16 protein-coding genes and 2 pseudogenes are annotated in these 23337 nt (G+C 63.0%); 17 read left to right on the forward strand and 1 reads right to left on the reverse strand.

The genetic code is table 11. The annotated features are described in order from the left end of the window. Positions 1-48 precede the first annotated feature (48 nt). The 11 genes from VFV19_11195 (at position 49) to VFV19_11245 (ending at position 15970) form a co-directional block, all read left to right on the forward strand. Positions 49-1560, forward strand: coding sequence for an oligosaccharide flippase family protein (locus tag VFV19_11195; GenBank protein HEX4824870.1), 1512 nt, complete (start codon positions 49-51; stop codon positions 1558-1560). Next, on the forward strand, positions 1557-2957 hold the full coding sequence (locus VFV19_11200; protein ID HEX4824871.1) for a hypothetical protein: 1401 nt from the start codon (positions 1557-1559) through the stop codon (positions 2955-2957). The genes VFV19_11195 and VFV19_11200 overlap by 4 nt, the downstream gene beginning before the upstream one ends. 126 nt (positions 2958-3083) lie before the next feature. After that, positions 3084-4232: a glycosyltransferase gene (locus VFV19_11205; protein ID HEX4824872.1), complete on the forward strand. Its 1149-nt coding sequence runs from the start codon at positions 3084-3086 to the stop codon at positions 4230-4232. A gap of 52 nt (positions 4233-4284) precedes the next feature. Next, positions 4285-5100: an FkbM family methyltransferase gene (locus VFV19_11210; protein HEX4824873.1), complete on the forward strand. Its 816-nt coding sequence runs from the start codon at positions 4285-4287 to the stop codon at positions 5098-5100. A gap of 111 nt (positions 5101-5211) precedes the next feature. Further along, a complete protein-coding gene (asnB, locus tag VFV19_11215) occupies positions 5212-7122 on the forward strand; it encodes an asparagine synthase (glutamine-hydrolyzing) (protein ID HEX4824874.1) in 1911 nt (636 codons plus the stop codon). Positions 7123-8366: 1244 nt separating this feature from the next. Further along, positions 8367-9584, forward strand: coding sequence for a glycosyltransferase family 4 protein (locus VFV19_11220; protein HEX4824875.1), 1218 nt, complete (start codon positions 8367-8369; stop codon positions 9582-9584). A gap of 83 nt (positions 9585-9667) precedes the next feature. Then, on the forward strand, positions 9668-10381 hold the full coding sequence (locus VFV19_11225) for a polysaccharide deacetylase family protein (protein ID HEX4824876.1): 714 nt from the start codon (positions 9668-9670) through the stop codon (positions 10379-10381). After that, complete coding sequence (locus VFV19_11230; protein HEX4824877.1) at positions 10378-11532, forward strand: glycosyltransferase; 1155 nt, start codon at positions 10378-10380, stop codon at positions 11530-11532. Before VFV19_11225 ends, VFV19_11230 begins: the two co-directional genes overlap by 4 nt. After that, a complete protein-coding gene (locus VFV19_11235; protein HEX4824878.1) occupies positions 11529-12878 on the forward strand; it encodes an AMP-binding protein in 1350 nt (449 codons plus the stop codon). The genes VFV19_11230 and VFV19_11235 overlap by 4 nt, the downstream gene beginning before the upstream one ends. A 38-nt stretch (positions 12879-12916) precedes the next feature. Then, positions 12917-14074, forward strand: coding sequence for a polysaccharide deacetylase family protein (locus VFV19_11240; protein ID HEX4824879.1), 1158 nt, complete (start codon positions 12917-12919; stop codon positions 14072-14074). A gap of 261 nt (positions 14075-14335) precedes the next feature. Further along, a complete protein-coding gene (locus VFV19_11245) occupies positions 14336-15970 on the forward strand; it encodes a hypothetical protein (GenBank protein HEX4824880.1) in 1635 nt (544 codons plus the stop codon). A gap of 32 nt (positions 15971-16002) precedes the next feature. Here the strand turns inward: VFV19_11245 and VFV19_11250 are convergent, their stop codons facing one another. Continuing rightward, entirely contained in the window at positions 16003-16995 is a 993-nt protein-coding gene (locus VFV19_11250; protein ID HEX4824881.1) for a class I SAM-dependent methyltransferase, read from the reverse strand. Between VFV19_11250 and VFV19_11255 the strand changes: the two genes are divergently transcribed. The 6 genes and pseudogenes from VFV19_11255 to VFV19_11280 form a co-directional block, all read left to right on the forward strand. Further along, the gene (locus tag VFV19_11255; protein HEX4824882.1) at positions 16985-17974 is read left to right on the forward strand and encodes a glycosyltransferase; all 990 of its coding nucleotides are present in this window, start codon (positions 16985-16987) and stop codon (positions 17972-17974) included. The genes VFV19_11250 and VFV19_11255 overlap by 11 nt on opposite strands. Positions 17975-17986: 12 nt before the next feature. Further along, on the forward strand, positions 17987-18631 hold the full coding sequence (locus tag VFV19_11260) for an acyltransferase (GenBank protein HEX4824883.1): 645 nt from the start codon (positions 17987-17989) through the stop codon (positions 18629-18631). A gap of 55 nt (positions 18632-18686) precedes the next feature. Then, entirely contained in the window at positions 18687-19823 is a 1137-nt protein-coding gene (locus VFV19_11265) for a glycosyltransferase family 4 protein (protein HEX4824884.1), read from the forward strand. Positions 19824-20093: 270 nt separating this feature from the next. Continuing rightward, positions 20094-22582: pseudogene (locus VFV19_11270) on the forward strand (PIG-L family deacetylase). A 232-nt stretch (positions 22583-22814) separates the two neighbouring features. Next, positions 22815-22928: pseudogene (locus tag VFV19_11275) on the forward strand (thrombospondin type 3 repeat-containing protein). Between the two features lie 6 nt (positions 22929-22934). Continuing rightward, a partial coding sequence (locus VFV19_11280) for a thrombospondin type 3 repeat-containing protein (GenBank protein HEX4824885.1) occupies positions 22935-23337 on the forward strand: 403 nt, incomplete at its 3' end.

Raw genomic sequence — 23337 nt, forward strand, 5'->3', positions numbered from 1 at the left:
CGGACGGTTGCTGTCTGCCTCGCGGTTTCGGGGACGACGATGATCCGAATGAAATCCATCTTCAAGGAGGCCGTCGGGCACTCCGTCATTTACGGTCTCGGCATCCTTCTCAACCGATTCGTCGGCTTTCTGATGGTCCCGGTCTACACGCATTACCTGAAGCCGTCGGAATACGGCACGATCGACATGGTCGTGCTCACGGCGGATCTGCTGGCCACGTTCTTTTCGATGCAGATGAGCGGCGCAATCTTGCGCTTCTACTACGACAAGGAAAGCAACAACGACGTCTCGAAGGTGATGGGTTCGGGCTTCGTGCTCTCCGCGGCGGCCAGCAGCGCTTTGCTCGCGGTCGGTTGGCTGCTCTCGCCGGCGCTGGCGATCGTTCTGTTGGGGGGATCCGAAAGCGCGGGGTATTTTCGAATCGTCTTCCTGACGACCGCGGCCTCCGGCATTGTCGAAGCGGCGCTGATCCGGTACAGGGCGGCGAAACAACCAGCGCGATTCGTCGCTTGGACGCTCGTCTCGACGACGCTCGGTCTGAGCCTGAACATCTACCTCGTCGTCTTTCGGCATCTGGGCATCTACGGGGTTCTCTACAGTGGTGTCATCACCCAGTCGATCATGGCGGTGATGCTGACGGTCGTGACCTGGCGTTCGACGGGATTCGGCTACGACAAGGCACTCGCGAGAAGGATGTTCGGCTACGCGTTCCCCCTCGCGTTCAATGGCTTGGGCAGTTTCGCCTTACAGTTCGGCGATCGTTATGTGCTGCGAATCTTCTCGGGACTGACCGAGATCGGAATCTACGGTCTCGCTTACAAACTGGCGCTCGGACTCGGTTCGATGCTGACGGGCCCCTTTTCGACGTATTGGGCGACGAAGGGCTTCGAGCTGCACGAGGATGGAGAGTACGGTCCCGTCAAGGATGTCTTCCGGTATTTCATGGTCGTTTGGTGCTGTGCCGGGACCTCGCTCGCTCTCTTCGCCGTCGATATCGTGAAGCTGATCGCCGCCCCCGAGTACGCCAGGGCCGGAGGGATGGTCCCGGTGCTCTTGCTCGGGATGTTCTGCTTGGCGATATCGCAGTTCGTCGTGCAGGTGCTGTTGAACGTCAAGCGCACCGGCCTCATCGCACGTAATCGGATCATCGCGGCCGTCACGAACGTTGCGGCGAATTTCGCGCTGATCCCGTTTCTCGGCGGGCACGGGGCTGCCATTGCCACCGCGTTGACCTATCTTCTCTCCGCTGTCCTCAATCTTGTCGATAGCAACAGGTTCGTGCGCGTCGGTTACGAGTGGGGAAAGGTGATCCGAATGGTCGCGATGTCCTCGGCGATCGTGTGGGCCGGCGGCTGGGGATTGCCAATGGTGGGAGTGGATCACGTGGCCGTCCGCGTCGCGCTGATGCTGCTGTGGTTCCCGGGGCTCGTCGTCATCGGGACGCTGACACGGGAGGAGGCACGCGAAGCGGTTGCTCTCGTCGGTCGCCAGATCGCCAGCGTCCGCGCGAGATTGGGAGGCGGCCGCGCCGAAGCCGACACAAGCGCGAGTGAATCATGAGCGACATCAAAGAAACCCTCTTTCTGGCGAGCCCGCACGCGGTCCGGACGGCCGCATTCAATGTGTACGCCTTCTACTTGCGATGGCTGCGCGAGGGGCGTGAGCTCGCCGAATGCCTGGAAGTTCTCGACCGGTTGGACCGGGCGGATCGGGCCTCGGTGGATGCCTTTCAGCTCACCAGGATCAACGACCTCTTGAAGTGGGCCAGGACGCGCGTTCCGTACGTCGCCGAAGAGGCCGAGACAGAACGAAAGCTGCCGGAGAGAATCGAATCCCTCTCGGATCTTGCCACGCTCCCCTCGTGCTCAAAGCCGTCCGTGCGGGCCGCAGGCACTGCGATGTTCGCTCGCGGCATCCGGCTCTACCCCGGCCGAACGAGCGGAAGCACGGGAAGCCCGCTCCAGCTGCGGTACGACCGGCGACAGCGCGTGTGGAGCCGGGCCGCTGAGAAGCTCGTGCGGTTACGGGCGGGCCTGCGTCTCGATGAGCGAGTCGCCGTGATCTGGGGCAGGAGGCTCGCGCCGCGCGCTCGGACGCGGCCACCATTCTGGATGGTGAACCTGCCCGACAGAGAGCTGTGGTTGTCTGCGTTCCACCTCTCACCCGCGACCGCCCAGCAGTATCTGGAGCGGATCAGCGAGTTCGGAGCGGTTGCGCTGGAGACCTACCCGACGGTCGCCTACGTACTCGCTCTCCAGGCCAGACGTTTGAACCTGCCCGTACGTCTTCGGCGGGTGCTGACGACCACCGAGACCCTCTTCCCGTTCCAGCGGGACATCATCCAGGAGACGTTTCAGGCCGAAGTTTTCGACTACTACGGATGTGCCGAGCGTGTTGCCTTCGCGATGGAGTGTGGCAAACACGACGGGCTCCATCTCGTCGAGGGGTTCGGCTACGTCGAGCCGGATCGCGGCCAAGCGGGCGACGCCCCCAAGGGGATCGTGGCGACGGGCCTGACCAATCGTGGCATGCCCCTGTTCCGGTACCTGATCGCGGATGATACCCACGTGATCGATGCGCCTTGCGCGTGCGGCCTGACAAGCCGGCGATTGGCACCGGTGAGGAGCAAGTGCGAGGACATGTTGGTGACGCCGGAAGGCCGCTTCGTCAGCCCGGCGATCTTGACGCACCCTTTCAAGCCGCTGAAGGGCGTCATTCGCTCGCAGATCGTCCAGGAGACGATTTCGTCCGTCATCGTTCGCCTCGAGGCGAACGAAGCATTCGATGCCGAACAAGAGCGTTCTCTTCTCGCCGCGCTACGGGAGAGGATGGGCGACTCGGTCTCGATCACACTCAAGAGGGAAGAGAGGATCGAGCACGAAGCGAGCGGTAAGTTCCGCTGGGTGATTTGTAGAGTGCGAGGCGACCATCAAGTCGGCGAGAAAGCGCTTCGATAGGATGACGACCTCAGGCGACATGCGGTGAGAATCCTCTGGATCGGTCATTTCGTTCCCTGGCCGCTTCGCGGCGGATCCCTCATTCGCAGCCACCACCTCGTGCGGGAAGCATGTCGCGGAAACGAATTGTCGTTCGTCGGCCTGAACCAGCGTGCACTGCTCGGTAGCCGGGAACAGATCGAGGAGGCGAGGCAAGAGCTGGCGAAGCACTGCTCCCGCGTCGCCATCCTGCCGATGGAGAGTGAGCGCTGGCCGCTGGCACAGGAGCGCGCAGCGTTGAGAAGCCTGATTACGGGAAGCTACGACGAGGCGTGGATGGCCTCGAAAGGCATGCGCCGTACGATCCGTGAGGAACAGGGCACATTCCAGCCGGACGTCGTGCACTTCGATACGGTCGGGCTGGCGCAGTACTTGGACGAGATGAATCACGAGGGACGGGTGCTGAACCACCACAACATCGAATCGCAGATGATGTCCCGTCGGGCGGACAACGAGTCATCGAGTCCGAAGCGGAGGGTTCTCGCGCTTCAGGCCCGGCGACTCCTCAACCTCGAGAGGCGGACCGCCTCGAGCTTCGACGCCCACCTCACGGTGTCGGATCTCGACGCGACGCGTCTCCGTGAGGTTGCTCCCGGGGCAAGCGTGGTGGTCGTGCCCAATGGGGTCGACGTCGATTACTTCGCGCCACGGCACGTCGATCGACAGAACCGCACGCCCTCGCTCGTGTTCGTTGGAGGGCTGAACTGGTATCCCAACAGCCGAGCGGTCCGATGGTTTCTGGACGAGATTTACCCGCGCATTCGCGCGCGGGTCCCTGCGTGCGTTCTCACGGTCGTGGGAAAGGATCCGCCGGCCGACATCGCTCGCGCAGCAGAAGCGATCGGCGCCGTTCGGCTCACCGGCGAGGTGGACGACATTCGTCCTTTCGTATCCGAGTCCGACGTCTACGTCTGCCCCATGCAAGATGGCGGCGGCACGCGCCTGAAGATTCTGGACGCGCTCGCGCAGGGGAAGCCGCTCGTCGCCACCCGGATGGCCGTGGAGGGCATTCCTCTGCAGGACGGCGTACACGCGCTCTTGGCGGACGAGCCGGTGGCGTTCGCAGAAGCGGTGGTGAAACTCCTCGAGGACCGGGATCGAGCGCGGTCTCTGGCCGATGCAGGGCGTGACTTCGTCGTCCAGCGGTTCGGCTGGCCGCACATCGGGGAGCGTCTGAGGATGGCGTACGACGCGGCGCTCCGCGCGAGTCGTGATCGAGGCAGGGCGTTGCCGTAATGGCTCGCGTCGGGCTACAGTCCACGCGCCAAATCATTCTCGAGACCCCGTCATGACGATTCGCGCAAAGCACCTTGCGTTGTCATTGCTGCCGGAGCGATTGTTGCTCGGTATCAAGAAGCGGCATTACGCCCGCACGTTGAGGACGTTCTCACATCTCGAAGAAAGGGATCTCGAGATCGTTTCGAGGCTGGTCAAAGAAGGGGATCAGGTCGTCGACATCGGCGCGAACGTCGGGGCCTACACGAAGTGCCTTTCGGAATTCGTCGGTGAGACGGGTCATGTGCTCAGCATCGAGCCGGTCCAGCCGACCTTCTTCATCTTGGAATACTGCGTGAAGGCGCTTCGTCTCCAAAACGTTCAGATTTGCAACCGAGCGATCTCGGATGCGGCGGCGACTCTGACGATGGAGGTTCCCCCCTACGACGAGGGCGGGGAGAACTTTTACCAGGCAAGGATCGTGACGGATGCACCGTCTTCTTCCCTCAGGCGAGTCCATGTGGAGGCGGTAACGCTGGATTCGCTCGTGTCCTCCCTCGGCCGTCCACCCTCGTTCGTGAAGTGCGACGTCGAGGGGCACGAGCTGAGCTGCATTCGAGGGGCGACCGAAACGATTGGACGCAGCAGGCCGGCATGGCTGATCGAAGTCTCGGGGGATCCCGATGCGCAGGATTCCGCGGCCGCCGCGCTGGTGGGTGTCTTGAAGGAGAGCGGTTATGAGATGTTCTGGTTCGATGGAACCGCCCTGCGGAAGCGCGGGCGCGGCGATCGGAGCGTGAACTACTTCTTCCTGACACCGCAACACTTACGGTCGCTCCGCGAAAAGAACACGGTGATACGGGATCCCCTTTCGGCGACCAACTCTTAGTGAGCGGCGGCCGTCGCGCGGTCTACGCGCAGCCTAGAATCGTCCCAGGAACTAAGTTGTCTCCCGACAAAATGTTGCGCGGCGGACGCCGTTCGGCGTAGAGGTTCCGACATGTGCGGGATTGTCGCTACGTTCAACAAGGATCGCGGGCGCCCCGTGGATCCGACCCGGCTTGCCGCGATGACGGAAATCCTGAGGCACCGCGGACCGGACCAGGGCGCGATCCTCGTGGACGGTCCGATAGGTCTCGGCCATCGCCGCCTTTCGGTTCTCGATCTTGAGCTCGGCCTTCAACCGATGGCGGGGCCTTCGGGTGCGACCTGGATCGCCTACAACGGCGAGGTCTACAACTATAGAGAGATCCGAAAGGAGCTCGTCAGCAGGGGCGTTCGATTCAAGACCACGTCCGATACCGAAGTCGTGCTTGCGAGCTACGAGGTGTTCGGCCTCGAGTTTGTCGACCGTCTGAATGGAATGTTCGCGTTCGCGATTCTCGACCAGCGCAACGGCTCTCTCGTTCTTGGGCGCGATCGCCTCGGGATCAAGCCGCTCTACGTCTGGGACGGTCCCGAAACGTTGATCGCAGCGTCGGAGATCAAGGCGATCCTCCTCCACCCAGGTGCGCCGAACCGACCGCGGGAGGAGGCGCTGGCCGAGTACGTCGCGTTCCGGCAGCTCAGTGGATATCGGACGATGTTCGACGGGATCGAGGCGATGACGCCGGGGAGTCTCAGGGTGCTTGGGCCCGACGGGTCGAAGGTGATCCGATACTGGAGTCCCGGCGCGGTGGCCGATCCGAGCGTTTCCACGACGCCGCAGCGTTCCGCGACCGACTTCCGCTCGCTGATCGAAAGCTCGGTCGAAATGCAGCTCGTTTCCGACGTGCCGCTCGGGACCTTCAACAGCGGCGGCCTCGACTCGAGCGTGGTGACCGCTCTCGCGAAGCGTCACGTGCCGGGGATCCTGCGCTCATTCTCGGTCGGGTTCGCGGAGGAATCCTACGACGAGCGTCCGCACGCCCGAAGGTTGGCGTCGCACGTCGGAGCGGTGCAGGAAGAGATCGTCGGAGACCCACAGGAGTTCGCACGCGATCTTCCGCTGTCGATCTGGCACCACGACGAGCCCCTGAATCACGCCAACTCCGTATTCATTGCACTGCTCAGTCGGTTCGCCAAGGAGAAGGTCACGGTCGTGCTGACCGGGGAAGGGTCCGACGAGCTGTTCGGTGGGTATCCGCGGTATCGCCTTGTGAGGGGTCTCGAGAAGATCCGGCGCTGGGGCACTGGCCTCGAGCGGCTGGTCGCACTGCCGCTCGTATTCTCCCGGGGGCGCAAAGCCGACCTGATTCGGTCGTCCCTCGGACGGTCCGACGCGCACCTCCTCGCCGACAACGCCCGGTACACCCCCGACCTCGACGTTCATGCGGTCTGCGGCGGGACCGCTCTCGGGGAGCGAATGTCGCGCGCGCCGAACGGCAGGGATCTCATGACCCGGCTCCGAGTTTTCGAGATCGAGACGTATCTTCACAACGTTCTCGAGCGCATGGACAAGATGACCATGTCGGCGGGCTTGGAGGCGAGAGTCCCATTCCTCGATCACCGAATCGTCGAGTTCGCGTTGAGGTTACCGACGCCGGTGTTGATGCCGTTCCTCAGAAACAAGGCCGTGGTTCGCGATGCCGCGGCGGCGCTCGTGCCGCCGACGAACGTGAGCCGCTCGAAGTCAGGGTTCGGTGTGCCGGTTGGCGAGTGGATGCGGGGAAACGGCTCGCTCTCCCACCTCTTGGAGATGCTCTGCGAGCCTCGAACACTCGAAAGGGGCTGGTGGGATCGGGCAGCGCTTCTGAGGATCGTTGAGGAGCATCGCTCGGGAGTGGATCATTCCGAGGTCCTTTGGTCGCTCGCCAATTGCGAGTTGTGGGCCAGGTTGATGCTCGAAGGGGAAGGAAGAGGCATCCGGCTGACTCGAGTGCCCGACGGGATCCCCGTGGCCGCCCACGGCGTCGTCGTCCCCCAGACCTGAGACGATGGCCTTTCGCCTCATTCCGCCAGTCGCCGTTCCGGCCGGGAGGATGGGCGTCTTGCGCCATCTGATGCGCGCGGGCCCCGATTCATGCCGCGAATTGGCGGAGGCGATCGCGCGCTCGACGGATGCATCGCATGTCTCGCTCCACGGGAGCGGGAAGGCTGCTCTCGCGAGCGTTCTGCGGGACGTCGTTCGCGGCCGCGCGGGAGACGTCCTGGTTCCGGCCTACACGTGCTGGAGCGTCCCCGCGGCGGTTGTGAGCGCAGGCTTGAGGGTCCGGACGGTGGACGTTGACCCGGACTCTCTGGACTTCGACCAGGCGTCTCTCGATCGCGTGAATTCAGAAGGTCTCGTGGCGGTGGTCGGAGCGCATCTGTTCGCACGCTCGTGCGATATGCAGCGAGTCGTCGATCGCTTCGGCGGAAACGTGGCCGTCATCGAAGATGCCGCCCAGGCGTGGCCCGAACGCATCAATACCGGGGCCCACGCAACGGTGCTTTCGTTCGCGAGGGGAAAGCCTTTGCCGCTTGGGGGCGGTGGGGCGATCCTTCGCCGTGGCACGTCGATACCGAGTGCGAGCACGACCCGGCCCGGTGGGTGGATTCGGGCGGCCGAGCTCGTTGCCACCGACATCATGGCGCGACCATTGTGGTATCGGATTCCCTCGGCGATCCCGTGGCTCGGCATCGGTACGACCGAGTACGATCCCGGGTTCGATCGCACGAGGAAGTTCCATGACTGGCAAGGGGCGCTTGGCACGGATCTCCTGGCGAGCTTGGGAGAATTGTCGCAGGCGAGGAGCCGAGCCGCTGCCCGAATCGGGCAGGCCGCGTCGTCGTGCCAAGGATGGCGCCTTCCCGCGCCGGCGCTGGGTGAGGGCCCCATCCGTTGTCCCGTACTCGCGCCATCGAGGCTGGAGCGTGACCGCGTCATCAAAGAGCTCCGACGGCTCGGTGTGTCGGCGAGTCCGATGTACCCCGGCACGATTCTCGACATCCCCGCGATCGCGCCACACCTGGCGAATCCCGCTGAACGAGCGCCGGGGGCACGAACGCTCGCCGATCGACTTCTGACGCTTCCCGTCTACCCGGGGCTCCGAGAGCAAGACCTGCAGAGGATCTGTTCCGCCTTCGTCGAAGCCGCGAATGCGCGGGCATCCGCCTAGGGCTCGTTGCGACATGCGATCAGCCGACATTGAAGTCGCAGGTGCGCGTGGAAGCGGGAAGCCCGCGAAGCGGGTCATGATGATCTGTTACTACTTCCCGCCGCTGCGCGCCTCGGGCAGTAGCCGAAGCCTTCACTTCTCCTTGCGTCTCGCCGAGATGGGGTGGAGTCCGACGATCCTGACGGTCGAAGACTCCAAAGACTCATGGACGGAGACGGGCGAGGTGGTGCCCGAGGGCCTGACGATCGTCCGGACACCGGAGTGGAATCTCTCCCGGACGGTCGACGTTCTCCACGGCGCCACCCGTCGTCTGCTCAAGGTTGCCGGTGTCGATCTGACCCGAAATTACTACAGGCAGATGCTGTGCATGCCCGATCCGCAGATCGCATGGTGGTCAACCGCACGAGGATTGAGACTGGCGAGAGAATGTGACGCCGTGTACGCGAGTTGTTCGCCTTTCAGCTCGGCGGTCAGTGGCGCGTTGATCAAGAGGCTTACGGGCAAACCGCTCGTTCTCGACTTCCGCGACACGTGGTATCTCAACCCCAACAGTAACGATATTGCCCCCCGTGAATCGATGATCCGACGCCTCGAGCGCTTCGCGGTTTCCGCATGTGACCGGCTCGTGGTGAACACCCGCGGCGCGGAATCGTTGTACCGACGGCGTTACCCGGAGTGGGGGCAAAAGGTGGTAGCGATTCCCAACGGCTATGACCGCCTCGACGTGGCGCCCAAGCGCAGTCGCTCCGGTCGAGATCCCTTCGTGATCATGCACGTCGGGACGTTCTACGGTTCCCGCGGACCAGACACCCTGCTCGAAGCGCTCGCCCAGCTGGACGACCCCACAATAGAATTCGTTCAGGTCGGAGCGCCCTTCGAGACGAAACACCTGTCCAACGTGACGGTCAAGAATGCTGGGAACCTGCCGAGGGAAGAGGCGCTCGAGCTCATGAAGACCGCGTCACTCCTCTATCTCAAGCAAGGGTGGGAAGAAAAGGTCCGGGAGTACACGGCGGTTGCGGCGAAGACCTATGAGTACTTGGCGACCGGCCTGCCGATTCTCGCCGAGTGTCCGCCGGGTGACAATGCAGACATCGTTCGAGAGTACGCGGCGGATCCGTACGTCGTCACCTCCCGAAATGTCGCCGATGTGAAGGCCGCGATCGTGAAGGCCCGCGCGGAGAGCGAGGACGCCGCGCCCAAGATCACGGCTGCGTTCGTGCGTGATTTCGACCGAAGCCGATTGACCGCGAAACTCGCGGAAGTGCTCGACGAGGTCACACAGTCATGTTGAGCGAGCTACGAGATCTGGCGGCGCTCACATTTCACCGCGCTCGCGCTGAGGCCCTCTTCGCGGGAGGGTGGACGACGCGTGAGTTGAATCGACGCCGTGGCCAGGTCGCCATCCTCATGTACCACCGCGTGCTCTCCGATCAGGAATCGGCCGCGGGCGTCCTGCCCGGAATGTATGTTCGGGCATCGACGTTTGCGCGACAGGTCGCATGGGTCAAGGAGCGGTGGCCGATCCGGACCCTTGGCGAAGTCATCGCTCACCCGCCGGACCTCGATGCGTCGCCCGCGGTGGTCCTGACGTTCGACGATGGCTGGCGCGACAATCTCGTGCACGCGTGGCCGGTGCTGCGAGATCACGGCGTTCGCGCCACGATCTTCCTCGTCAAGGAATGGGTAGCCGCCGGTTCGAACTCCCACGGCGAGTTTCTCGGCCCCAAGGATGTCAAGATGCTCGCCACCGAAGGGATGGAATTCGGCGCGCACACCGCGACACACGCGAAGCTCGACAGAGTGGACCTCGGCTCCGCGGAAGTCGAGATGAGATCATCCAAAGCAGCGGTCGAGGACTGGAGCGGGCGTCCGTGTGAACTCTTCGCTTACCCTCTCGGTCTTCACAATCTCGAGGCGGCTACCCTCGCGGGCAGCATCTTCCGTGCGAGCGTCATGGCGGGAGGAGGCTGGTGGTCTCCGGGGTCGGATCCCGCCCTTACTCCGAGGATCAACGTGCATCAGAACATGTCGTCGACGACATCGATGTTCGCGGCCACTCTCGCGTTGGCCGAAAGGAAGCCGAAGTGAGCGGCTCGCCGTCTTCCGCGGCAGGGATCGCATCGGCGCGCCCGGTCCGCGTCGGCCACCTCGTCTACTGCCGAATTCTCGGTGGTTCCGAGGCGGTGGCGGCGGAGATCTGCAGGGGGCTCGATTCTCGCTCCTACGCGGCATCCGTGGTTTCGATGGTCGACGGCCCCGGGGTGCTGCCGAGGTACTTGGAGGAGAAGGGGGTTGCGTTCCATCGGCTGAGAAACTTCGGGTTCCGGAGGCGGCTGAATCCTCTCTATCTTGCCGCGAAGCTCAGGCGACTTCGCTTCGACGTTCTCCATGTGCACCACGTTCCGCTGTTCGCGGACGTCTACCGGGCGGCCCGCCTTGCCGGCGTCTCGGTCATTGGCTGCACGGAGCATGCGAAGCTCTCGATCTCTCGTTCCGCAATCCTCCAGAACGAGGTTCGTCGAGCGGCACACGTCGCGGATTTCTTCGTCACCGTCTCGGAAGACTTGAAACGCTACTTTGTCGATGACTTGTCGGTTCGTCCTGAGTCGATCGAAGTCATCCCGAACGGTGTCGATGTCGGTCTCTTTCACCCGGGCGCTGCACCATCAGATGTGGGCAATGACGCGGACGGACGCAGGCTGATCACCGTCGGGCGACTCACAGAGGCGAAGGACCATTCCAACCTCATCGCCGCGGTCGATCTCCTGAGGCAAGCCGGAGAGTCCGTCCAGCTGGTCATCGTCGGTGACGGAGAGCTCCGGGCGTCGCTGGAGGCGGAGATCGCGCGACGGAACCTCGGAGCGTTTGTGACGCTTGCCGGCGCGCGAACCGATCCGCAACGGTTTCTCCGAGAAGCCGACATCTTCGTGCTGTCATCAGCGCGGGAAGGGTTTCCGGTCGTGATTTTGGAAGCGATGGCTTCTGGGCTCGCCGTCGTCTCGACCGATGTCGGAGGCATTTCGGAGGTATTGAAGACCGACGAGAATGGACTCCTGGTCAGGCCCGGGGATCCCGCAGCTCTCGCCGCTGCGGTTCGTCGTCTGCTGAGCGATTCCGCACTCCGCTCGTCGCTCGGAACGCGGGCACGGGAAACCGTCGTGAACCGGTTCTCGCTCCGCAGCTCGGTCGAGCGTTACGAGAAGCTCTACGAAGGCGCGCTTGCGGGGAGAGTCCGTTGACGCGGGTCATGCGCACCGTATCCGCCGCGATCTTCCGGGTCCGTAAACCGGGCGTCGTGCGGATCGTCCGGGAGCTCGAGGCGCGGCAGTGGTGGCCGAGGCAGAAGCTGGCGGAGCTCGAGGACCGGCGGACCCGTGATCTGGCGACATTCGCAGCGACGAAGATCAGCTATTACCGAGACCTGTTCGAACGGCACGGCGTCGTCCCCGAGACGATGGTCCTCCCGGACGACTGGGAACGGTTGCCGATCCTAACGCGGGAAGACCTTCGCACGCACTCGGAGGACTTGTACTCGAACGAGCCTGTGCGCGGCGTCCCGCTCGTGATGTCGAGTGGCGGGTCCACCGGGGAGCCGGTGAGCTTCTTGGTCGAGCAAGTCCAATTCGATGTCGCGGAGGCGATCCTCGCCCTGGCGTTCTCCTGGTCAGGCTGGAGGTTCGGGGAGCCGGCCCTCTCGCTGTGGGGGGGGAAAGCCAACCTCTCACCCTCGAGCGGCCTCCGGGAACGTCTCAAGACCAAGCTCTCCGGAAACGTGACCCTCCCTGTCTATGCCTACGACGAGAGCGCCATGGCATTCTGGTGGCAGACGATGGAGCGGTACCGCCCCACCGTTATCTACGCGTATGCCTCGGTTGCCGCCGACTTCGCGCGATGGTTGCTCGCGGAGCGGAAACGCCCTTCCGGCGTGAAAGGCGTCTTCTGTTCCGCGGAGATGCTGCTGCCCGAGTTCCGGACAACGATCGAGGAGGCGTTCGGCTGCAAGGTCTTCAACCAGTACGGCAGCCGCGAAACACCGGCCGTGGCCTGCGAGTGTGAGGCCGGCAACCTGCATGTGTTCTCCGATCTCAACCGCGTCGAGTACGCCGGCCCCACCGAAGACGGCGACGGAGCGAGTCGTATCCTCATCACGCCGCTCTATCGCCGTGCGCAGCCCTTGATCCGCTACGACCTGGGGGACCTTGCCCGGCCCGCCGCCGCGGATTGTCCGTGCGGCCGCGGCTACCCGCTCATGGAGGGGATTGCCGGAAGGCAGTGCGATTTTTTCCTGGCGCCCAACGGCAAGAAGATCTATCCGACTTTCTTTGTGCGGCAGCTCTACGGGCGCGACTGGATCCGTCAGTATCAGTTCCGGCAGGAATCTCCGGGGCAAGTGCAATTGCTCCTCGAGTTGGTGGACGCGGGGACGGGCCGCGATCGGGTCGGCGTTCTGGTCGCCGAGCTACTTCCAAGCCTTCGTTCCCTTATGGGACACGAGGTCGAGCTCGTGGCTCGGGTGGTCTCGTCGATTCCGCGAACGAAAGTCGGCAAACACAGGTTCGTCATCAATCAGATGGGCATCGATTGAGCGGCGCATCAGCGGTGCCCGTGATCATGTACCACAGCGTGGGACCGCCCATCCCGCGATGGCGATGGAGTTCGCTCACGACGCCGACGGAGGTCTTCGCGGACCACCTCGAATGGCTCACACGCGCCGGATACGCGACCGTCGATCTGGAGCGCCTTCACCGGCACGTCGCAGGCCAGGCATCGCTTCCTCCCAAGAGCGTCGTGCTGACCTTCGACGACGGATATCTCGACAACTGGGCGTTCGTCGCACCCCTCCTCGAGAAGTACGGTTGTACGGGAACGGTCTTCGTCAGCACAGAGTTCGTGGACACCCGGGACGTGGTTCGACCGACCCTCAGCGACGTATGGTCCGGTCACACCACCGAGAGCGTGCTACAGAACCGGGGCTTCATGTCCTGGGAGGAGCTTCGCCGAGTCTCGGAACGCGGCACTCTGTCGGTGCAGTCGCATCTCACGACCCACACGTGGTACCCGGTCGGGCCAAAGATTGTCGATTTTCATCGTCCCGGAGACGGTCACTACTGGTTGGATTGGAACGTGGCTCCACGACAGAAGTCGCTCTACCTCGAGGATCCGGAGCGTAGCGTGGTTCCGTGGGGCTCGCCCGTCTATGAGAATGCGAAAGCCATCGTGGCCCGGAGGTACATCCCCGGGCCTGGGGAGCAGGAAGCGCTCGCGGAGTTCGTCCACGCCCGCGGAGACGAGCGATTCTTCGACTCGCCTGATTGGAATGCCCAGCTCTCGGAGTGCCTGACCCAGTTCAGAAGGCAGCATGGGATTTCGGATGTCTTCGAAAGCGATCATGACCGGCTTGCGCGACAGACTGCCGAGCTGGCGGACTCCAAGACCAAGATCGAGACTCAGGTCGGGAAGGCTGTGAACTATCTGTGCTGGCCTGGTGGTGGCTACGACGATCGGCTCCGCGTTCTGGCGCGTGAGTACTACCGAGCATCTTCGCTGAGCTCGCATGACCAGCCCGAGCTACGCAATCGGCCGGGAGAAGACCCTGGCGCGATTCGGCGATGGGGGGCTCCTGAAATCGGGACGGAACCGCACATCGAGCACCTCGGCGGGAGATATCTGACGGCCTACCTCGACGAGTTCCGCGGAGTGCCGTTGGCTCGTCCGTACAGGAGGATCCTGAAACTTCGCTCCCTGTTTTCCCGCATGGCGAGTCAAAAAGGGACCGGATAGCGAAAGCTACGACGCTATGACGAGCCCGCCGATGCACGTGGCCGGGTGAACGCAACGTCTGCTGGACTTTTCACCGCACGGGGATTTGTCACGGAATCGAAGCCAGTATTACGATGTCGTCAGACCATCGTGGTGGAGCCGATGACTGGGAATAGGTTGAGACGTATCGTAAGTGGCGCGCGTATTGCTAAAAAGTGCTCGGGCTCGGCACCTCCGTCCAGAGGGGCGGGCGCCGAATTCTTCGGATTGGGGAGGACGGCAGTGAGCGTTTCGACGGGCCGAGTGAAGCGACTGACCCTCGCCGCTGCCGTGGCGCTCGCATGGCTCTTCCCAGTGATGGCGATGGCAACCGACCGTTACGTGTCGCCGTCGGGGACGGACACGGGGAATTGTTCCAACATCAGCGCGCCGTGCAAGACGCCGACATACTGCTTTGGGCAGATGTCAGCGGGTGACAATTGCAACCTGCGGGCGGGGACGTACACGGCTCCGGCCGGCGGTTTCGGTTTCGGCCAAGATCGGGGATGCACCGCAGCGGCACCTTGTGTCATCCGTGGCTACCAATCCGAGGTCGCGATCATCAAGCCGAATTCAGTCACGGACATCAACGGCACGCTTCAGGTCAAGGGCGGGAGCGGCACCTCTGGAAGCTATTCAGGCGGCGCGCATTACCTCCAGTTCGCGTATCTCACCATCTACGGCAAGATCACCATCTGTAGCAGTCCCGACTGTAGCGGCGGCGGGTACAACGTTCCGCAGGGTTTTGCGCTCCATCACAGCACGATCAAGTGCCTCACCATCGGCGACAACTACTGCACGAACAACGCACACATCTATACGCAGCTCGGGGACTCATCGAACACCGAGCCTCGCACGACCGCGAACGACGGCCACATCTACGAGAATCTCTTCCTCGAAGACAGCACCTGCGACTACAGCTGGCATACATCAGCCTGCAATTTCGAACACAGCGGCACCATGACGCTCTACGCGACCTACAACTGGGTCATCGAGAACAACGATTTTCGATTCGCGGCTGGCACGTCGGTCCCCATGGCGCAGGCTATCTTCCTGAAAAACTCGGATGGTCACGACAAGATCCGATACAACTACATCGAGGACAACGCGAGCACCGCGGCGGCCTTCCGCACGGGGTATGACAACCCATCGTCGACCCTCACATTGACGAAGAGCGGCAGCAATGAGTTCTACCAGAACGTCGTGAACGGCACGCAGATGGGGATCTGGTACTGGGGTGCGCCTGTCTCCGGGTCGGTGTCGCAGGGGCCGACGGGAACGAAGGTCTACAACAACACGTTCTTTCGTTCGACCGGAACCGGGGACTACGTCGCTCAGCATGCCGACGATGCGACCTGGACGGGCGTCACCAGCCTCGAGTTCTTCAACAACCTTTCCATGGGCCATTGGGGCTATTGGATCCGATGGGGCAATTACCCCCAGCTGACGTTTCCGATTCACGGATCGTCGCCGCTCTCCAGCTACTTCACGTACCTCAACAACAATCTCTACTACGACCCTGCTGGATCGACGGCGCAATGGTGGGAAGCGGGCGCGAACGTCGGGAACACACTCGCGGCCTGGACCGCTCGCCTCTCGAGTGAATATCCGACCCTTCCCGCGGTTACCGAGAACGCGTCGAAATGGGCGAATCCGAATTTCGTGAACGCGGCTTCGAAGAACTGGCGCTTGCAGGCGGGGAGTCCCGCACTCACCGGTGGACGGGGTGGTTCGTATTCAACGGTCTTGGGGGCCTACGTCACCGGGACCGAGAACATAGGCTGCACATTCAGTCCAACCTGCAACGCGTACGGCGGCTCACAAACGTCGACAAGCCCTTCGACGGTCACTGGCTTGACGCGAACCGACGCGCACTGACGGTCGCCGCCAGATCCAGCCGCCCATCCGGTTCAAGCTGCTTCGAGGCAGCACACGACGTTCGACCGAAACCTACTGAGCGCGTCGAGACGCAAAATCCGGATCCAGAGGCATTCGACGCGAAGCAACGTGAGCGGTTGGTTCGGGATCGGGAAGGTACTGAAAAAGTCCAGCACCCGGATACGAAACCCCGTTGCGCGAGCGAGCCGCTGGATTGCCGACGCAGTATTGGCCCGATAGTACGTGGGGAAGACATCCGCCTCGCTGCGACCCTCGATGGCTTCCGCGATCCGCTTTCGCACTCCCTGGGGAAGTAGCAACGAGGCCGTCCCCACGGCCATGCTGGCCTTGTTCGGGGTCACGAAAACGAACACGCCACCGGGGGCGAGAATTCTCCTAATTTCAGCGAAGCCGGCATCGGGATTGTCGAGGTGCTCGACCACCATATTGGCACTCACGAGGTCAAAGGTCCCGGTGGCAAACGGCAACGCCTTGGCGTTCGCCGTCACCGCGAGGGTCAGCGACGGGTTGATCTTCAACGCGTCGGCTTCCAGGTCACACCCCACGAGCAGCCCAGCCCGACGGGCGAGATCGGATTCACTCGCACCAACCCATCCCCCGTGGAGCTGATGTCCGGCACCTAGATCCAACCATCGACACCCTGGTCGGACGAACTCGTCGAGGGCTTTCGCATATCTGTTTTGGTGATAATCCGCGTCAGGGACCACACGCCGGCGAATTCGACTCCGCGCAGCGGCCAGTTCTTCACTTCTTGACGCACGCGTCATGGCTCTCTCACGCCGTCGCCCCACGCCTCGATGATCTTCCGAGTCAGGATAGGGGCAAGAGAGAGCGATTTCTAGAGAAAGTCGGCCGTGTCCCTGCGTTATCGTGGCGAACGGCTCGGCATCAAGGAGGCGTGCAGCGCTTGAGGATGTGGCTTCGGAATCCAACGAGGAGTCATCGCAGCTTCGGGGCGTCGTCACCCGACGCTGCTCAGCGCGAGTCGACGGGATGAGCGTCATTCGGATCCGATCGAACTTCGCAAGCCTGGACAAGCTTTCGTTTCCGGACGTGAAGGTCGTTCACAGCCGGCTTTCACCGGAGCCTGGATTCTTCGACTCAGTACGCGACGCCTGGCGGACTCAAAGCGGAGAGTTCGTCCTCGTGAACACGGATACGGGTCGCCTGATGATCCTTTGCTTGATGTTCATCCTACTGCCGTGGCGGAAGGTGCGGCTGGTCTCCGTTGACACGTTGCTGCTGCGACCGCGCTCGTTCGGCGAACGGATCAAAGCCGTATTCAAGAAGCTACTGTTGCTGCGGGTCGACCTCTTCATCCTGTATTTCAAGGACCTCCGAGGGTACGAGCGCTACTACGGCATCTCCCCTCGGCGGTCGGTCTACGTTCCGTTCAAAGTCAACACGTGGGAGTCCCTTCCTTCGCCCCCGCATCCTGTTCGAGAAGGGAGCACCATTCTCTTCAGCGGGCGTACGCTTCGGGACGTGCCGACCTTTCTGGAGGCGTGCAAAGAGTCGGGATTACCGGCCGTATTCCTTCACCAATCCAACGACGTGTTCGAGTACCACGGAACTCCGCTGCGAGACCTGAAGCTTCCGGCAAACGTTCGCGACGAGGTGCACGACGGAAAGCGGTCGTCGTGGCTGGAGTTCATCTCCAACGCCAGACTCGTGGTCGTCCCGATCCAGAGCGGCACGATCTCCAACGCCGGCATCAGCACGTGCTTGGACGCCATGGCACTCGGGAAATGCGTCATCGTCTCGGAAGGGCCTGCGACGCGAGGAGTGTTCAGCGACGAAGAGGTCGTTCTGGTGCCCCCCGGCGATCCTGCCGCGCTCGCGGATGCGATGCGACGGCTATGGTCGGACGACGCGCTGCGGAACACGATCGCCGCGAATGGTCGTCGCCTTGCGTTATCGCTCGAAGGCGAGGAGCGACTCTTGGGCGACATCGTTCGAGTGGTGGCGACGAAAGCGAGGTAGGTGGAGCGCATCATGAGCAAGATCGCGAAGCGACTGTTCGGAAATACCGCGCCCTACCGATTCGCGGCGTGGCTGGTAGGCCGCTATCAGGAGGAGCAGGCGGCGATCCGTCGCCCGGACGAGTTCAGAGAATTCGGCCAAGGCGTCGTCATCGAGCCGGGAGTGCGGATCACGATGCCGGGACGTGTGGTCCTCAAGGATCGTGTTTCGATCTATCGCGGATCGTTCATCAACTCTGCCGGTGGGTTGTACATCGGTGAGAACACCGGCATCGGATACGATTGCACGATCTTCACGACACAACATCGCTACCGGAATGCGCGGAGCATTCCGTTCGACAATGTCGTGGAGCTCAAGCCTGTGATCATCCGCGAGTTCGTTTGGACGGGAGCGGGCGTCATGATCATGCCGGGGGTCGAGATCGGCGAAGGCGCGATCGTCGGGATGGGCGCCGTCGTGACGAAGAGCGTCCCCCCGCTCGCGATCGTCCTGGGCAATCCCGCGCAGATCATCGGGTACCGAGACAAGGAGCATTTCGCGAGCTGCAAGGCGGAGGGGAAGTTCCAAACGATCGCGATCGAACGCTACGAGGAGACGGTGCCCGAGGCATTCCGATGGAAGTATCCCAAGGAGATGAAGGAACTGGGGCTGGACTAGCCGCCGCGAGCTCGCGCTTCCATCTAGGAGCGGACACATCAACGTTCTGATCGTCGTGCCCTGGTACAAGCCGCTGATCGGTGGGGTCGTGCTCGCGGTTGAGCGCGTGGCGCAGAGCCTCGTACGCAGCGGTCATCGCGTCTGGGTGCTGAGGCCTGGGGAAAGTCCGAGAATCGAGCAGGTTGGGTCGGATGAAGGCGTGCCGCTTTTCGCCTTCGATATGCGCTCCGGTTTCGTAGAGAAGGGACGCGCTCGCGCCCTCGTGTCGTACTTGGTCCACTTCGTTCCGACGATGGTCGAATTGAAGCGTTTCATCGATCGCAACGAGATCGACGTGACGATCATCAACTACCCGTCGAGCTACGAGACATACTTCACCGCACTCGAGCTCCTGTTCGATCTGCCGTACTGCGTGTGTGTTCACGGAAGCGACGTCAATCGGCTCGGTGACGAGCCACCGCTCAAGCGGTGGGCCGTCCGGACCATCGTGCAACGCGCGAACGGGTTTATCGCGTGCTCCCAGGCGCTCATGGAAAGTGCGGAGCGAACCTTCGCACGACTCCCGGCGTTCCGGCGCGTCGTGCACATCGGCGTCGACCCGTCGTTCAGCGACGGAACGAAGAGCACGAACGCGAGTGTGCACGGCAAGTACATTCTGACGCTCGCGTGGGCCACACCCGACAAGGGGCCCGACGTCGCCATCGACGCGTTCGCCGAAATCAAGGATCGGTATCCGGATGTCTCTCTTCTCATGGTGGGGAGTGGCCCCATGGAAGACGAGCTGCGAAACAGCATTGAACGGCTCGGGCTTCAAGGTCGGGTCGTCCGTCTCGGCACCCTGGAGCCTTCGAGCCTACCGGACCTGTATGCGGGCGCACTCTTCGGCGTGATCCCTTCACGGAACGAGGGCTTCGGGCGCGTCGCGCTGGAGTTCCAGTTGTTCGGCAAGGCGATCGTCGCCTCGCGCGTAGGTGGTCTTCCGGAAGCGGTCGAGGACGGTCACTCCGGGCGATTGGTACCCCCTGGCGACTCTGGTGCGCTTGCCCGGGCGATGTCGGAACTGCTCGATCGCCCCGAGGAATGCAACCGGATGGGAACGAACGGGCGCGCCAGCGTGATGAACCGGTTCACCCTGGATCGAACCGGCGAAGGCTACGTCTCCGTCCTAAATCACATCCTGACGCGACGATAGCGGGTCCGCCCCTGTCGGTGTCCAAAACGTACTGACGTGGCTCAGCGGCGGAGTTCGTAGGTCAATTCCGGGGTTCGGTCGGACGCCGCCGTCAAAGACGACAAGTCTGTAACCTCGACGGAACAAGTCCGAACAAGTCCGACCGGCATTGTGGGTGGATCGCGGTATATTACGCGCGCACGGGGTGATTGGGTCTGAGAAGTCGAGCGCTGGTGCGGCGGGGGGGACGCTGATGAGTCTACGTCTATCTCGTGCAGAGGATAAGACAACATGCTCATTTGGTCCGCAGCCGTTCTTCCTCGGGAGTCGAGCAGGCCACGTCCGCAAGTGACGCGCGTCGCGGCATCCTTCCTTCTGCTGCTGATCAGCCTGGTGCTTGGCGCGGATCCTCTCCGCGCCAACATCCTGGTGATCGCTCCGCATCCTGACGACGACCTCTTGACGGCCGGCGGCGTCATTTACAAAGCCATTCAACGCGGCGAGCCGGTGCGCGTGGTCTTCATGACCAATGGCGATTCCGAAGGTCTGGGCATCGGCACGACCCGCCAGAACGAATCGGTAGCCGGGCAAGCTCACCTCGGCGTGCCAGAGAACAACCTTATCTTCCTCGGATACCCGGACGGATATCTTCAGACCGTTTATCAGCAGTACACGCAGCCTAGCGATGCGTTCACCAGCTCGTTCACCGGAAGGTCGACGACCTACGCGTCCCGTGGGTTGGGTCACACCGATTACCACACGTACCGCTTCGGAGCGCCGGCGAACTACAACAAGCCGAACATGATCGCGGATCTTCAAGACATCATCGCGACGTTCCAGCCTGATCACATCTTGGTGACCGCGGAGTTCGACGGTCACGCAGATCACACGACGTCTTACCAGGTGCTCAAGTCCGCGCTGACCGGAGTGTTCGCGAGTTCTCCGACGTACAACCCGACGATCGAAAAGACGGTGGTGTGGGTGTACTGCGTGCCGTCTTGGCCGAATGCGTGCGACGCCACGACGTACTACGCGGCGCTTCCGGACACCTGTTTCCCCGGTTTTACGTGGAACCAGCGCGAGAGTCTCGATGTCGCGCCCGCGCTGCAGTCGAGCTTCTACCCGGGCAACAACAAGTACCAAGGGCTCGGGGAGCACCGATCGCACAATGGTCCGGAATTGTTCCTCGGTCTGTTCGTACACAAGGATGAGTTCTACTGGGTCGAGCAGGGCCAGGGGACGAATCGACCGCCCGTCGTCAACGCAGGCTTCGATCAGACGGTGGATGAAAACGCCTCCGTGACGCTCGACGGCTCGGGAAGCTTCGATCTGGACGGCAACACGCTGACCTACGTGTGGACGCAGGTTGCCGGCACTCCGGTGACGTTGAGCAACGCTGCCACGGCGCACCCGACGTTCACGTCGCCGACGAATCTCCCAGCGAACGACACCCTGATCTTCGAGCTGAGAGTGAGCGACGGATCATTCACGACGCTTCCGGACGCGGTGAACGTCACGGTGACATCGCCGAACCAGGTGGTTTACGGGGACAACCTCGCGCCCTTGGCGACGGTCAGCGCGTCCTCGGAGTCGTCGGGCCAGGAGGCGGTGAAAGCGGTCGACGGCGTCGCCGACGGTTACCTCGGGAATCCCGGGGACGGCAGCAAGGAATGGTCGACTCAGGGTGAAGGCGCCGGCGCCTGGATCCAGTTGACGTGGTCGGCCCCGGTGACGGTGGGCAAGGCGATCTTGTTCGACCGCCCGAACCCGAACGACTACATCCTCGCGGGCACACTGACGTTCAGCGACGGCTCGTCCGTCCCAATAGGCGCCCTCGACAACTGGGGCAGGGACGCGGGATTCGAGTTCACTCCGCGGTCGGTCACTTGGATGCGCTTCACCGTGACGCAGGTCGATCCGGCTACGGAAAACATCGGGTTGGCCGAGCTCGAGGTGCCCGATGTGATCCTGCCCGGTGGCAACTTGCCTCCGGTGGGAAACGCCGGCCCGGACCAGACGGTCAATGAAGGCGTCCTCGTTCAACTGGACGGCTCGGGCAGTCACGACCCCAACAACGACGTGCTCCAGTACACATGGACACAGACCGCCGGGCCGCAGGTCGTTCTGTCGAATCCGGCCGCGGTCCAACCGACCTTCACGGCGCCGACGGGGCTCGCTCAGAACCAGATTCTGACCTTCAGCCTCGTCGTGAACGACGGTCACTACAACAGTTTCCCGGACACGGTCAACGTCACGGTCATCGCCTCCAGCCCCGACGTGCCGACGAACGTCGCCCCGCTCGCCACAGTCACCGCATCATCGGAAACGCCGGAGTTCGGCCAATTGGCGATCAAAGCCGTCGACGGTTACATCGACGGCTATCGCGACAGCGGTCCCCCAGGTGACCCATCACACGAGTGGGCGACGAACGGCGAGAGAGCCGGCGCGTGGCTCAACTTGGCCTGGAGCAGCGCGTTCTCGGTCAATAGCATCATCCTCTACGACCGTCCGAACTCGTCGGATCAGATCACGGCAGGAACGATCCAGTTCAGCGACGGGTCGACCCTTGCGATCGGTACCCTCAACAACGACGCCACCGCCACGACCTATAACTTCTCGCCGAAGACCATCACGAGCCTGCGGTTCACGATCACCGGCGTAAGCCCGGGGACATCCAACGTCGGCCTGGCCGAGATTCAGGTCATGGGCAACCTCGACGCGCGACCGGTTGCGAACGCCGGCTCCGACCAGACGGTGGCCGAGAGCGCGACGGTGCAGCTCGACGGCACGGCGAGCTCGGATCCGAACGGCGACGTTCTCCATTATCAGTGGAGCCAAACCGGCGGTCCTACGGTGGCCTTGTCCGACGCCACCGCCGCCCGACCGACGTTCACGGCACCGAGCGGGCTTTCGGCGGACACGCAGCTGACGTTCCAGTTGGTCGTCAACGATGGATTCCTCGACAGCCTCCCGGACACCGTGGTCATCACCGTGAGCGCTGCGAATGGTGGGACTGACAGCGACGGAGATGGAATCCCGAACAACGTGGACAACTGCCCGACGGTGGCGAATCCGAATCAGGCCGACGCCGACGCCGATGGGCGCGGCGACGCGTGCGACAACTGCCCGACGGTGGCGAATGCCAACCAGGCCGACACTGACGCCGACGGGCACGGCGACGTGTGCGACAACTGCCCGTCGGTCGCGAATCCCGATCAAGCCGATCAGGACGGCGACTCCTTGGGCGATCTGTGCGACGCCTGTCCGGCGGACCCGCTGAATGATGTCGACGGCGACGGCGTCTGCGGGAACGTCGACAACTGCCCGACGGTGGCGAATGCGAACCAGGCCGACGCGGACGGCGACGGCCGCGGCGACGCTTGCGACAACTGCTCGGCGATCGCGAATCCGGGTCAGCAGGATACCGATGGGGACGGCCGCGGTGACGCCTGCGACAACTGCCCGACTGTTTCGAACGCGAATCAAGCGAACGCCGATGGCGACGCGTTCGGCGACGCATGCGATGCCTGCCCGG

It is taken from the genome of Candidatus Polarisedimenticolaceae bacterium (genome assembly GCA_036275915.1).
GTDB lineage: Bacteria > Acidobacteriota > Polarisedimenticolia > Polarisedimenticolales > DASRJG01 > DASRJG01.